This is a genomic window from Mycobacterium sp. (genome assembly GCF_032162605.1).
In the GTDB taxonomy this organism is placed as follows: Bacteria; Actinomycetota; Actinomycetes; order Mycobacteriales; family Mycobacteriaceae; genus Mycobacterium.
The window spans coordinates 1-12,405 of sequence record NZ_JAVROT010000575.1 but is presented as its reverse complement, the minus strand read 5'-3'; the positions used below and the strand labels follow the sequence as shown (position 1 = coordinate 12,405).

Sequence of the window (12,405 nt, the reverse complement as noted above, 5' to 3'; positions counted from 1 at the left end):
CCGTACTCTGAGACACATGCCAAGGCTGCCACCGGCCCGGTATCTGCTGCGCGCCAGGGACCTGGCCGATGCGCGCTATGCGGAGCCGATCACCGTGGACGACCTTGCGGCGGCAGCCGGTCTGTCCCGGGCCCATTTCTCGCGAATGTTCACCCGCACGTTCGGAGAATCGCCACGGGCATACCTGCAGACACGCAGATTGGAGCGCGCCGCGGCGCTCTTGCGCAATACCGATCGGTCGGTCGCCGACATCTGCGTGATGGTCGGACTGCAGAGCGTCGGCTCGTTCACCACCAGTTTCGCGAGGGTCTACGGAAAGCCGCCGGCGGCGTATCGCGCCAGCCTGCCACCGGCCGCGAGTCGCGTCAGGATCCCCAACTGCATCGTGGCGCGGGACACCCGGCCGCGTCCGGACAGCCGCGTCAAGACAGCACACGGGGAGAAGACGGGCGGGGGTGACCGGCCGTAGCGTCGGCCCGGTGATGAAAATTGGATGTGCCCATCTGTGGGTTCATGATCAGGCAGTCGCACTCGAATTCTGGACCGAGAAGGTCGGCATGGAGGTGCGAGAGGACGTGTCGTTCCCGGAGGAGATGGGCGACTTCCGATGGTTGACCGTGGGGCCGCCGGGACAGGACGACGTCAGCATCGTGCTGATGGCGGTGCCCGGCGCGCCTCTGATGGACGAGGACACCCGCACGCGGGTCCTCGATCTGACCGCCAAGGGTTTCGCGGGCACGGTGTTCCTCACCACCGACGACGCCCAGGCCAGCTACGAGGAGTTGACGGCACGCGGCGTGGAGTTCAACGAGCCGCCCAACCAAATGCCCTATGGCATCGACTCCGGCTTCCGGGACCCCTCCGGCAACAGCGTGCGCCTCACCCAGCTCAATCCCTAGGCGGCGGGTTTGGCGACGTGGATGCCCACGCGGTACTCGATCTCGCTGAGCTCGAGTCTGGCCGGCCCCGGTAAGGACGGCGCCTTGGACCGGTGAACGGCTCCGGTTGGTGTGGTGAATTCGGCTGTGTGGCAGCCCTTGTCGTCGCAGCGGGTAGCCACCGACCAACCGGGGGCTTCCTTCGCGTAATTGCACCGCTCGCACTCACCGAGCCCGTTGACGGAGTTGGTGGGGCCACCCCGGTGGTGCGACGTCGCGTGATCGTGATGACGGATCGGCGCATCACAGTACGGCGTGCGACAGGTGTCGTCACGGACGTCGATGAACCTCGCCAACCCCGTGGGGAACAACCGGGCCCGTGACTCCATCGCCACCAGGGCCCCACTGCGCGGATGCTTGTAGAGCCGCCGCAACGTCGCCCGCGACGCCTCGTCACCCACCGCCGCGCCGATCAACCGACGCGCGACCGCCGCGGGCACCGGCCCATACCCGACGACCCGCGCGGGATCGGTGGCCCCCGCCAGCAGACTCTCATCGGTCAGCACCAGATTCACCGCCACTGGAACCGGCACCTCGGCCGGCCGCCCGGTGACCCGCTCCACCAAGGTGTCACAAGCCATCTGGGGGCACCCCCGCTTGCGGGGGACTGCCCCCGACCGCGTCCGTCGCCGCAACTGTCGGCGGCACGCTTGAGCGCCGCATAGACCGCCACCCCCTGCGGCATCGGCAACAACGCCGTCACATAGGTCATGGTGTCCGGCGCAGGCCGAATGGACACCGTCCGTTCGTTCTTGGCCCGCACCGCACGGTCCACCACCGCGCGCGGATCGAGGCGGTAGGCGATCGCCTTGGCCTCAGCGGTGATGCGCCCGTCGCCCAAACCCTCCAACCCGGCGACGTCCGAACACAACTCCGCATCCAACGCGCGACGATCCTCGACGTCCAGACACGCCGACTCCCGCACGATCAACGTCGCCCGCCACTCCGAAAGCGAATCCCGCCTCCAACGCGGCCAGAGTGTGTGGCATCTCGTACACCAGCGCCTTGGCGAACCCCAGGTGCTGATTACCCCGGTACGGGGAATCCCGCCGCGCCAACGCCACCTCGCCGGCCACCCCACGGCACTGCTTGCCCCGTGGCACCCCGGCCGCGGACTCGGCAGCGCGACGCCTCGCATCCAACGCCGCGGTCGCACGGGCCTGACCAGCCACCGCGGCCGACTTCACCCGCTCCAACTCGGCGATCCGCGCGATGAAGACCGACTCGTCCCCATGCGGATCCACCGCCGTCAACTCCAAGACATCGAACATGTGTGCGACTGTATCGCGACGGTCTGACATCAGCCCCTGCGGCGAAGGACCATCAGATTGTCCTGCCAGGTGAACGGTTGACCATCCGGATCGGTCGCGGGCCTGTCCACGACCTCCACCCGCACTCGGTCCCATTCCGCGGCGGGCAGGTCCAACTCGGTGAGTACCTCCTCGGGGCCCGGAAATGGGTGGTCGGGCGGCACCTTCTTCGAGAACGGCGGGGCTGCGGCATGGTCGACGATGATCAGCAGCCCACCCGGTGCGACGGCACCCGCGGCGTTGCGCAGGATGGCTGGTCGCTCCAACCGCACGGTGGAGTGCAGGAACTGCGCGGAGATCACGTCGTAGGTGCCCTCGGGAAAGCTGTCCGACAGGTCGTGACGCTCGAAGACGATGCGGTCGCGGATGCCGCGCGCCTGCGCCTCGGCAGCGGCACGTTGAAGGGCCGTCTCGGAGATGTCGACAGCGGTTACCTGCCAGCCCCTTTCGGCCAGCCACATGGCATCGCCGCCCTCCCCGCAACCGAGGTCAAGGGCGCGGCCCGGTGGAATGTCCGCGAGAACCTTGGCCAGCTGGACGTTGACCCGGCCGCTCCAGATCCGCTCCCGCTCACCGTAGTGTGCTTCCCAGTAGTCCTTGGCGGCGTGATCCGTCTCATGCGTGGACATCGGCATTCTCCTTCTGATTGGGCCATGGTGGAACAGGTAGTCCGACGTCATCGGCGAGCAGGCTCTGCATCACGGCGGCGGCGCTGAGCGAGCCCGTCGCGATCGCCGCTGCCACCTGTGGCATCTGAGCGCTGAGGTCGCCTGCGGAGAACACTCCGCGCACCGACGTGCGGTGCAACGGATCGATCTCGACGGCATCGACGGCGACGGCACCGGGTGGCGCGGCGGCGACGCCGAGTTGGGCGGCCAGCGTTGACCGTTGATGCAAAGATGCGGCCACCAGCACGCCACGACGGGCGACGCTGGTGCCGTCGGTGAACCCGACGGCGATCAACTCCCCTGAATCCGAGATGAATTCAGCGATCTTGCGCTGATCGACGCTCACGCCTGCGGCAGTCATCTTCTGGCCAGAGTCGTCGTCGAGCCCGGCCGGGCCGTCGGTGAGGACCACGACGTCATCGGTCCAGCCGCGCAGCATCAGAGCCATGTGCACCGACCGCTCGCCCCGCGCCAGTACCGCCAGGGGTTGATCGCGCATCTCCCAGCCGTGACAGAACGGGCAGTGGAACGCGGATCTCCCCCACAGTTCGGCTAGGCCGGGGATGTCCGGTGTGCGATAGTCCATGCCCGTCGCCAGCAACACTCGCCTGGTGCGCTCGCGCGTTCCATCGGCCAGTTCGAGAACGAAGCCGCCTCCGTCGGAGATGCCCGTCACCACCTCGCCGCGACGGTGTTCGACCGTCGGGTACGCACCGAGTTCGGCTCGTCCCGCTTCGTACAGTCGCGCGGGTGGGCGTCCGTCGTGCCCCAGCAGACCACCGATGCCGTGTGCCGCCAGATTGCTCTGCCCGCCCGCATCCACCACCAGCGTGCGACGCCTTGCCCGACCCAGCGCCAACGCGGCACTCAGCCCGGCGGCGCCGCCTCCGACGACGACGCAATCCCATTCGTTGTCCATGGCACCACCTTGCCGACGTTCGGCGGATCTGCCAACATCATTTGCCATGCAGGCAAAAAGCACCGAGGACGTCGACCTCCGTGTGAGGCGACGACTCCGCGAACTGCGCACCCAGCGCGGCCTCACGCTGGAGGAGGTCGCCTCACGCGCCGACATCGACGTCTCCACACTCAGTCGCCTTGAGTCCGGCAAGCGCAGGCTGGCACTGGATCACCTGCCTCGGCTGGCCTCGGCGCTGTCGGTCAGCACCGACGACCTGCTCCGCGCCCCCGACTCCGAGGACCCGCGCGTCAAGGGGGCGTCGCAGACCCGCCACGGCGTGACGTACTGGCCGCTGACCCACAGCGGGCCCGCCGGCGGTCTTCACGCGTTCAAGATCCGGGTGAGCGCACGGCGCCGCACTCCACCTGACGAGCTACCCGTGCACGACGGTCAGGACTGGATGTACGTCCTGTCCGGACGCATGCGGCTGATCCTCGGCGAACGCGACTTCACCATCAAACCCGGTGAGGCGGTGGAGTTCTCGACGTGGACCCCGCACTGGTTCGGTGCTGTCGACGGACCGATCGAGGCCGTCGCGATCTTCGGCCCGCACGGCGAACGGCTGCACCTACACACTTGATTCGAGGTGCGCCGTCTGGTTGACCAGCAGCACGGATGCCGCACCGTCGGGGTAGAACTCGGCGATGGACAGCGACGCCAGGTCGAGGTGCAGTCGGTACAGGATGCTCGCACCCCCGTCGAGCGCCAACCGCAGGATCGTCTTGATCGGTGTCACGTGTGACACCACCAGAACGGTCGCGTCACCGTGCTCGGCGATGATCCGGGTGCGTGTCCGACGCACCCGCTGCGCGACGGCATCGAAGCTCTCACCGCCAGGCGGGGCGACGCTGGTGTCGCGCAGCCACTTCCCGTGCAGGATCGGATCCCGTTGCGCCGCTTCGCCGAACGTCAGACCCTCCCACTCGCCGAAGTCGGTTTCTATCAGATCGTCGTCGACCGAGACGTCGAGACCGAGCGCCTTGGCTGCCGCCGTCGCTGTGTCGTACGCCCGCTGCAGCGGTGAGGAGACCACGGCCGCGATCCCGCCGCGCCGTCGGAGGTATTCGGCCGCAGCATCGACCTGCCGACGGCCGAGGTCTGTCAGCGCAGGATTGCCCCTGCCGGAGTAGCGGCGATCGACGGATAGCTCGGTCTGCCCGTGGCGCAGCAGCATAAAGCGCGTTGGCGCCCCGCGCGCACCGGTCCAACCCGCAGGTGAGGTGGTCTCCGAGGTGGCGGGGCTCTCCGTCTTGACGGTGACGACGGAGCGACCGGCCAGCTCGTCGGCTGCCGCATCCATGGCCTCGTTGGCCAACTTGTCCGCGTGCGCGTTCTCGGCGCGGGGAATCCACGCGTAGGTGATGCCGTCGAACGCGTCTGCCAACTCCAGGGCGCGCTGCCTCAATGGGATCAGGTCGGGATGCTTGACGCGCCAGCGGCCCGACATCTGCTCCACGACCAGTTTCGAATCCAGCTGCGCGGCGACCTCGGTGGCACCCACCTCGGCGGCCTCCTCCAGGCCTGCGATGAGACCGCGATACTCGGCGACGTTGTTCGTCGCGCGGCCGATGGACGCCTTGGCTTCGGCGAGCACCCTTCCGCGGTCGGCGGACCACACCACCGCTCCGTAACCGGCAGGACCCGGGTTGCCGCGCGACCCACCGTCCGCCTCGACGATGACCTTCATTCGCTGAAGTCCCTGACGCGAACCAGGATTGCGGAGCATTCGGGGCAACGGAGCACCTCGTCCTCCGGTGCGGCCGCGATGCGTGCCAGCTCTCCCCTGTCGATCTCGATGCGGCAGGCGCCACAACGTCGGCCCTGAAGCCGGCCCGCCCCGATGCCGCCACCTGCCCGCTGCCGTTCGTAGAGCGCCACCAACTCCGTAGCCAGCGATGCGGTCAGCTCGTCGCGCCGGGAGGCCGACAGGTGTCGCGACTGGTCGATGACCACGAGCGCGTCGTCGCGGGCGGTGCGTGCCGCCGTCAGGTCGGTCTGCAGATCGTCGATCCGGCGCAACTGCTCCGCCTGATCATCCTGCAGCTTCTCGCGATGCTCCATGATCTCGAGCAGGGAATCCTCGAGGCTCCCTTGACGTCGCTGCAATGTGTCCAATTCGTGTTGCAGCTCGCCGAAGTGCTTGACGTCCACCGTGCCGCCGTCGAGCAGCGCGCGGTCGCGGTCCTCGCGCTTGCGCACGGAGTCGATCTCGCTCTCGAACTTGGCGACCTGTCCATCGAGGTCATCCAGCGCTATGGACAGCGCTGCGAGCTTGTCGTTCGCGTCGCGATGCTCGCCCTGGACGGCGTCGAGGCGCTGTTGCTCGTCGAGGTGCTTGGCGCGATGGTCGAGACGGCTCAGATCAGCGTCTATCGTAGCGAGTTCGAGAACTGAACGTTGTTGTAGCTCTTCCGCCTTCATGTGTTCTTCGCATCCTTCTCTAGATTCCAAGGGTCCGTTCGGACCGGGGTGATGCGCACCTCGAGCGCGTCGGTGAAGTGTGTTCGAAGCAGCGCGGCTGCCTGATGGCACCACGGGTATTCGCTCGCCCAGTGCGCGACGTCGACCAGCGCGACGTCGGACGTGCGCAGGTGCTCATCGGCCGGATGGTGCCGGAGGTCGGCGGTGACGTAGGCGTGCACACCGGCCGCCGCCACGGTGTCCAGCAGCGAGTCGCCGGCGCCCCCGCAGACGGCGACCCGCGACACCACGGCGTCGGGATCGCCGGCCGCGCGCACCCCCCACGAGGTCGCGGGTAACCCATGAGCCACCCGGGAGACGAAGGCCGACAAGCTTTCCGGGCTCGGCAGCGAGCAGATGCGGCCGATGCCGACGTCGGACGGCAACGGTGCGAGCGCGAACACGTCGAACGCAGGTTCCTCATAGGGATGCGAACCACGCATCGCACCGAGCACCGCGGGACGTAGCCGCGCAGGCGCGATGATCTCGATACGGTCCTCCGACACCCGCTCCACCGCACCGACGGCTCCGATGGTGGGAGACGCCCCCTCGTGCGGCAGGAACTGCCCTCTGCCCGAAACGGTCCAGCTGCAATGCGAGTAGTCACCGATCTGGCCTGCGCCCGCACCGAACATCGCCTCGCGCACCGATTCCGCCTTCGCACCGGGCACGTACACCACCCACTTGTCGAGTCGGACGCCGTCGGCAACCGGCGAGAGCACGTCCTCGACCACGAGCCCGAGCGCGTCGGCCAGCGCGTCCGAGACCCCGGGGGATGCCGAGTCTGCGTTGGTGTGGGCGGTGAATAACGCGCTGCCGGTGCGGATCAGGCGATGCAGCAGCGCACCCTTGGCGGTGTCGGCCGCCACCGTGTCGACACCGCGCAACAGCAACGGATGATGCGCGAGAAGCAGGCCATGCCCGGGCATGTCGGCGATCACGTCGGAGGTGGCGTCGACCGTTATCGTCACGGATTCGACCGTGTCGGACGGGTCACCGCACACCAGCCCGACGGAGTCCCACTCGGCGGCGAGGGCGGGCGGGTAAGCGTCCTGCAGCACGTCGATGACGTCGGACAGGCGTGCGCTCACCGCGTCACCTCCAGCATCGACTCGACCAGCGTCGGCCACTCCGGCCGAACCGCCGCCCGCAGATACTCGCCGTCGAGTCCGACGAAGGTGTCGCAGCGGCGCACGGCAATGCCGTTGGCGTCCAGATGTTTTCGCACCAACTGGGCGTCGGGCACACGGAAGAGGACGAATGGAGCGCAACCGTCGACGACGGCGAATCCGGCGTTCGTCAGACCGGTCGTCATCTCGGCGCGCAGCGCGAGCAGCCAGCGCGCGCCCGCCTCGGCGTCCGCGACCGCCCTCGGCGAGCTACACGCCTCGATCGCCTCCAATTGCAGCGTCCCGAGCGGCCAGTGCGCACGCTCGGAGGCCAGTTTGGCCAAAATGTCCGGCGCGCCGAGCGCGTAGCCGACCCGTAGCCCCGCCAGCGACCACGTCTTGGTCAAGCTGCGGAGCACCACCACGTCGGGCAGATCCTCGCCGGCCAGCGACTGAGGCTCACCGGGGATGGCATCGGCAAACGCCTCGTCGACGACCACGATCCGGCCGGCACGGCGCAGGGCGAGGATGTCCTCCCTGGTGTGCAGCACGCCCGTCGGGTTCGTCGGGTTCCCCACGACGACCAGGTCGGCTTCGTCGGGCACGACGGCACCCGAGAGCACGAACGGCGCATCGAGAACCACATGGTTGATCGGAACCCCGGCGGCGGTGAGCACCGCCTCGGGTTCGGTGAAGGACGGCGCGACCAGCGCTGCCAGCCTGGGCTGCAGACGTGCCAGCATGGCGAACCCCTCGGCTCCTCCGGCCAGGGGCATAACCTCCTCGGGACGCCGTCCGTGTCGGGTCGCGACCGAGCCCGTCGCGCGTCGGTGGTCGTTTTCGCCGGGGTAGCGGCCGAGGTCCTCAAGTCGCGCCGCGAGACGTTCCACCAGCCACGACGGCGGCCCCACCGCCCGTATGTTCACCGCGAAGTCGAGCATCCCCGGAGCCGCTGCCTGATCCCCGTGATAGCGCGCTTCCGCCCGCGGCGAATGCCCGCCACTCCGCGCTCCCGGCGACCGGGAAAGACTGCCCACAACAAGACAGTAGACAATGGACCGGTGAGTCCCCAGCTAGTGATATTCGACCTCGACGGCACGCTCACCGATTCCGCCGCCGGGATCGTCGCCAGCTTCCGGCACGCCTTGGGCGAGATCGGCGCCGTGGTGCCCGAGGGGGACCTCGCCGGCCGCATCGTCGGGCCCCCGATGCACGTGACGTTGACGTCCATGGGGCTCGGCGACAGGGCCGACGAGGCGGTCACCGCCTACCGCGCCGACTACACCGCCAGGGGCTGGGCGATGAACAGCGTGTTCGACGGGATTCCCGCCCTCTTGACCGACCTCGGCGCCGCGGGAGTTCGACTGGCGGTCGCCACGTCGAAGAACGAGCTGACCGCCCGGCGGATCATCGAGCACTTCGGTCTCGATGAGCATTTCGAGGTCATCGCGGGCGCGAGCCCTGACGATGTCCGTTCGTCGAAGGCCGACGTCGTCGCGCACGCGCTGGCGCAACTCGCGCCGCTTCCGCAGCGGGTGCTCATGGTCGGCGACCGCTCGCACGACGTCGAGGGTGCCGCCGCGCACGGCATCGACACGGTGGTGGTCGAATGGGGTTACGGTGCATCCGACTTCAGCGGGCCTGAGGCAGTGAACGCGTTCAGGCACGTGTCGACGATCGATGGCCTGCGGGAGGTACTCGGTGTCTGAACCCATCCACGTGACGTTCGTCTGCTCCGGAAACATCTGTCGCTCACCGATGGCCGAGAAGATGTTCGCCCAGCAGATCGAGGAGCGTGGCCTGGCCGCCGTGGTGCGGGTGAGCAGTGCGGGCACCGGCAGCTGGCATGCGGGTGACGGCGCGGACGATCGCACCAACCACGTGCTGCGGGAGCACGGGTACCCGACGTTCCATCGCGCTGCGCAGATCGACGATGACCACATCGCCGCGGACATGGTCATCGCCATGGGGCGCAACCACACCCGGATTCTACGTGACCTCGGCGTCCCGCCCACTCGGATTCGCATGATGCGGTCCTTCGATCCTCGTTCCGCCGCACACCCGTTGGACGTCGAAGACCCCTATTACGGGACCGGGTCCGACTTCGAGGAGACCTTCGCGGTCATCGAGGCGTCGCTGCCAGGGTTGCACGACTGGGTCGACGAGCGACTCACCGAGCGCGGGGTCGCCAGCTGATGCGTACCAGTCTCCCGGGTCGCTTCGCTCCTGCCCTCCGCCGGTTCGCGTTCCTGTTCAAGCCGCAGTGGCTGGCGCTCTACGTCGTCGTAGTCGCCTTCGCCTACCTGTGCTTCACGGTGCTGGCACCGTGGCAGCTGGGCAAGAACACCAAGACGTCGCGGGAGAACGACCAGATCGCCAGTTCGTTGTCCGAGGCGCCGGTACCGGTGACGACGGTTCTGCCGCACCAGGATTCGTCGGCTCCCGCCCAGCAGTGGCGCCAAGTCACAGCCACCGGCCGATACCAGCCCGACGCTCAGGTGCTGGCGCGGCTCCGCGTAAACGACGGCGTCCCCGCTTACGAGGTGCTGCTGCCCTTCCTCGTCGACGGCGGCCCCACCGTGCTGGTCGATCGCGGGTACGTCAACCCCGTGCAGGGCACGGCGGTCCCCCAGTTCGGCCCACCGCCGACCGGCACCGTGACCATCACCGCGCGGCTGCGCGATTCCGAACCCGTCACCGCGGGCAAGGACCCTTTCCGCGGGGATGGCGTCCAGCAGGTGTACTCGATAAACACCGACCAGATCGCTCAGGTGACGGGCGTCCCGGTTGCGGGCTCGTACCTGCAGCTCGTCGACGACCAACCCGGCGGTCTCGGCACGATCAGCCTGCCGCACCTCGACGCCGGCCCGTTCCTGTCCTACGGGATCCAGTGGATCGCGTTCGGCATCGTGGCGCCGATCGGTGTGGGTTACTTCGTCTTTGCCGAGATCAAGCAGCGCCGCCGGGAGAAGGACCAGACGGACAAGAGAACGGCCACCCTCGCGTCGCTCAGCTCCGAGCAGAAGCTCGCCGACCGCTACGGCAGGCGGTCGCGATGATGACGGCGGCCCACGCCGCCGCGGCCTGAACGGCGCGCGAGAGCCGGACCGACCGCGTGACGTCGGCCGATTCGGGCGAATGGCCGTCGCCCAGCATCGGTCGGATCTCGAGGCGGTGCGGGTACTGCGTAGGCCCGCCCAACCGCACACCAAGCGCACCGGCGAATGCCGCCTCCACGACTCCCGCATTGGGGCTGGGGTGACGCGAGGCGTCCCGGCGCCAGACCGCGAGCGACTCCCTCGTCGAGCCGCCGACGGCAGGAGCGCACACGGCTACCATAACGCCGGTGGCGCGAGCCGGCAGATAATTCGCCACGTCATCGAATCGTGCTGCCGCCCAGCCGAATCGATCGTATCGCGGCGAGCGATGGCCGATCATCGCGTCCAGGGTGTTGGCACCGCGGTACACCAGCAGCCCTGGCACCCCGGCCAGCGCACCCCACCATAGCGGCGCCACCTGGGCGTCGGAGGTGTTCTCGGCGACCGACTCCACGGTGGCACGTGCGATTCCCGACTCGTCCAACGATGCCGGATCGCGTCCGCACAGTGACGGCACCAATGCGCGCGCCCCGTCGACATCGGCTGCTTCGAGCAGCCTGGCCATCTCCGCGCCCGTGCGCGCCAGTGACGTCCCACCGAGCGCGACGAACGTGGCGCAAGCCGTCACACCCGCCGACCAGGCCGGGCCCCGCCGCGCGGCCGCGCGGTCAGCCAGGACGCCGAGTGCGGCAAGCGCGCCGAGCAGCGCGCCCGTGTGTGCCACACCGGCGGTGCGACTGTTCGCGTACGTGAGTCGTTCCAGCGCCGCGGCGGCGGTGCCGAACGCCGCGACGGGATGCCCACGATGCGGATCGGCCAGCAGCGCGTCGGCCACGCATCCCAGTGCGAGGCCGACCGCACGGGCGCCGCACCTCGATGCAAACACCACGGCAGCGTCTCACGAGTGGCGCACCCGGCCGCGCGAGGACCGCCGCAAGTGCTTGTTCGCCGGGGCTCTCTGGCGTGGCGCCCGTCTAGCCCACGCAGGAGTGGGTAGGTGACCCGTGGAGAAAGCGCACGCCACAACGCTCGGAAGGTCGAGACATGGAACAACAGAACATCCCGCCATCCACGCCGAAGGACGCCAGGAAAACGACCGAGGAGCAGCGCGGACTGCAGGAGGAGCTCGACCACCGCAATGACGATCCGGAAGCGCCGGGCCGGCACCAGGATCGGCACAAGATCGCCGACGAGACCTAGCGTTCAAGAGTGGGCGCACCAGAGCAGCCTTAGCGTCAGTGAGCGCCGTTGGCCGGCAAATGGACTGCCCACGTGCCCGTCGCGCATCCCGCGTTGCCCTGCGGCGCTCCTTGCCCAGTTCCAACTCAAGCTCGGCGAGATTGGCGAGAACACCAGCCACCATGCGGCGGCCTGCGCTTGCGGTTTTCGCGTGGCATTCATATGCGCAGGCGGGCGTGGTCAGCGGCAGGTTGGCGTGTGTGGCAAGTTGGCCCGGGAGTCGAACACGTGTTCTAATGAGCTCTCAGTGCCAGCCCGCTCATGCGGGCCATGTTCAGGAGGAGATCGCCGCAACGATGACTGTAGACACTCTGGTAGCAGAAGCTCCGTCCACCGACTCCGACACTCTCGACGTCTTGGTTCCTTCTGTCGAGAGCACCTCGCCTGGGAGTACGCCGGCGCGCGACGCGGCAGCCGCTGAAGCTCGTGCCGAGGAGAAGCCTAGGAAGGCCCCCGCCAAGAAGGCGGCCGGCAAGAAGACCAAGACTCTCGAGCTGACCCTCACTGTCACCGGTACCGCCGACGGCGAATGGCGCGCCGAGCTCAAGCAGGGCACCACCTACCTGGCCCGCAACCTCGCGGTCGCGGCCGCCGCCGTCTCCCGGGCGGCCAAGGAACTGCA

General features: G+C 68.5%; 15 protein-coding genes and 2 pseudogenes. 8 read left to right on the top strand and 9 right to left on the bottom strand.

Annotated elements, in window-relative coordinates:
- The first annotated feature begins 16 nt into the window (after window positions 1-16).
- The gene (locus tag QOI01_RS31985; protein ID WP_526387567.1) at window positions 17-469 is read left to right on the top strand and encodes a helix-turn-helix domain-containing protein; all 453 of its coding nucleotides are present in this window, start codon (window positions 17-19) and stop codon (window positions 467-469) included.
- A gap of 10 nt (window positions 470-479) precedes the next feature.
- A complete protein-coding gene (locus QOI01_RS31980; RefSeq protein ID WP_526387565.1) occupies window positions 480-899 on the top strand; it encodes a VOC family protein in 420 nt (139 codons plus the stop codon).
- Here the strand turns inward: QOI01_RS31980 and QOI01_RS31975 are convergent.
- The 3 genes and pseudogenes from QOI01_RS31975 to QOI01_RS31965 all read right to left on the bottom strand — a co-directional run bounded on the left by QOI01_RS31975 (window position 896) and on the right by QOI01_RS31965 (window position 3,835).
- Window positions 896-2,209, bottom strand: a pseudogene (locus QOI01_RS31975) (DUF222 domain-containing protein). The gene QOI01_RS31980 and the pseudogene QOI01_RS31975 overlap by 4 nt on opposite strands.
- A 29-nt stretch (window positions 2,210-2,238) precedes the next feature.
- Window positions 2,239-2,877 carry a class I SAM-dependent methyltransferase gene (locus tag QOI01_RS31970; RefSeq protein WP_526387563.1) on the bottom strand — a complete coding sequence of 213 codons (639 nt, stop codon included), beginning with the start codon at window positions 2,875-2,877 and terminating at the stop codon, window positions 2,239-2,241.
- Window positions 2,864-3,835, bottom strand: coding sequence for an NAD(P)/FAD-dependent oxidoreductase (locus QOI01_RS31965; RefSeq protein WP_526387561.1), 972 nt, complete (start codon window positions 3,833-3,835; stop codon window positions 2,864-2,866). The genes QOI01_RS31970 and QOI01_RS31965 overlap by 14 nt, the downstream gene beginning before the upstream one ends.
- 46 nt (window positions 3,836-3,881) lie before the next feature.
- Here QOI01_RS31965 and relB point away from each other — a divergent pair, with 46 nt between their 5' ends.
- Entirely contained in the window at window positions 3,882-4,457 is a 576-nt protein-coding gene (gene relB, locus QOI01_RS31960; RefSeq protein ID WP_526387560.1) for a type II toxin-antitoxin system RelB family anti-toxin, read from the top strand.
- Here relB and QOI01_RS31955 read toward each other — a convergent pair.
- From QOI01_RS31955 to cobC, 4 genes are read right to left on the bottom strand one after another with little or no spacing between them, the layout of a single operon-like run.
- On the bottom strand, window positions 4,446-5,564 hold the full coding sequence (locus QOI01_RS31955; protein ID WP_526387558.1) for a bifunctional RNase H/acid phosphatase: 1,119 nt from the start codon (window positions 5,562-5,564) through the stop codon (window positions 4,446-4,448). The genes relB and QOI01_RS31955 overlap by 12 nt on opposite strands.
- Window positions 5,561-6,298 (bottom strand): zinc ribbon domain-containing protein, encoded by a 738-nt coding sequence (locus tag QOI01_RS31950; RefSeq protein ID WP_526387556.1) that lies wholly within the window; start codon window positions 6,296-6,298, stop codon window positions 5,561-5,563. Before QOI01_RS31950 ends, QOI01_RS31955 begins: the two co-directional genes overlap by 4 nt.
- The gene (locus QOI01_RS31945) at window positions 6,295-7,428 is read right to left on the bottom strand and encodes a Nif3-like dinuclear metal center hexameric protein (RefSeq protein ID WP_526387553.1); all 1,134 of its coding nucleotides are present in this window, start codon (window positions 7,426-7,428) and stop codon (window positions 6,295-6,297) included. Before QOI01_RS31945 ends, QOI01_RS31950 begins: the two co-directional genes overlap by 4 nt.
- Entirely contained in the window at window positions 7,425-8,483 is a 1,059-nt protein-coding gene (gene cobC / locus QOI01_RS31940) for an Rv2231c family histidinol phosphate aminotransferase CobC (RefSeq protein WP_526387551.1), read from the bottom strand. The genes QOI01_RS31945 and cobC overlap by 4 nt, the downstream gene beginning before the upstream one ends.
- Before the next feature lie 39 nt (window positions 8,484-8,522).
- Between cobC and QOI01_RS31935 the strand changes: the two genes are divergently transcribed.
- Genes QOI01_RS31935 through QOI01_RS31925 form a run of 3 tightly spaced genes read left to right on the top strand, consistent with a single transcriptional unit; the run spans window position 8,523 to window position 10,505 of the window.
- A complete protein-coding gene (locus QOI01_RS31935) occupies window positions 8,523-9,155 on the top strand; it encodes an HAD hydrolase-like protein (RefSeq protein WP_526387590.1) in 633 nt (210 codons plus the stop codon).
- Window positions 9,148-9,642: a low molecular weight protein-tyrosine-phosphatase gene (locus QOI01_RS31930; RefSeq protein ID WP_526387549.1), complete on the top strand. Its 495-nt coding sequence runs from the start codon at window positions 9,148-9,150 to the stop codon at window positions 9,640-9,642. Before QOI01_RS31935 ends, QOI01_RS31930 begins: the two co-directional genes overlap by 8 nt.
- Window positions 9,642-10,505 (top strand): SURF1 family cytochrome oxidase biogenesis protein, encoded by an 864-nt coding sequence (locus tag QOI01_RS31925; RefSeq protein WP_526387547.1) that lies wholly within the window; start codon window positions 9,642-9,644, stop codon window positions 10,503-10,505. The genes QOI01_RS31930 and QOI01_RS31925 overlap by 1 nt, the downstream gene beginning before the upstream one ends.
- On the opposite strand, the gene QOI01_RS31920 is transcribed toward QOI01_RS31925, so the two are convergent.
- Window positions 10,456-11,430, bottom strand: a complete 975-nt coding sequence (locus QOI01_RS31920) for a cobalamin biosynthesis protein (RefSeq protein ID WP_526387545.1) — start codon at window positions 11,428-11,430, stop codon at window positions 10,456-10,458. The two genes, QOI01_RS31925 and QOI01_RS31920, sit on opposite strands and share 50 nt — an antisense overlap.
- A 158-nt stretch (window positions 11,431-11,588) precedes the next feature.
- On the opposite strand from QOI01_RS31920, the gene QOI01_RS31915 reads away from it, so the two are divergent.
- Window positions 11,589-11,744: a hypothetical protein gene (locus tag QOI01_RS31915; RefSeq protein ID WP_526387543.1), complete on the top strand. Its 156-nt coding sequence runs from the start codon at window positions 11,589-11,591 to the stop codon at window positions 11,742-11,744.
- Window positions 11,745-11,757: 13 nt separating this feature from the next.
- On the opposite strand, the pseudogene QOI01_RS31910 reads toward QOI01_RS31915, so the two are convergent.
- Window positions 11,758-11,928: pseudogene (locus QOI01_RS31910) on the bottom strand (recombinase family protein); the annotation flags it as partial.
- 151 nt (window positions 11,929-12,079) lie between these two features.
- On the opposite strand from QOI01_RS31910, the gene QOI01_RS31905 reads away from it, so the two are divergent.
- Window positions 12,080-12,405, top strand: a 326-nt coding sequence (locus QOI01_RS31905; protein ID WP_526387541.1) for a DUF6319 family protein, incomplete at its 3' end; no start/stop codon positions are given.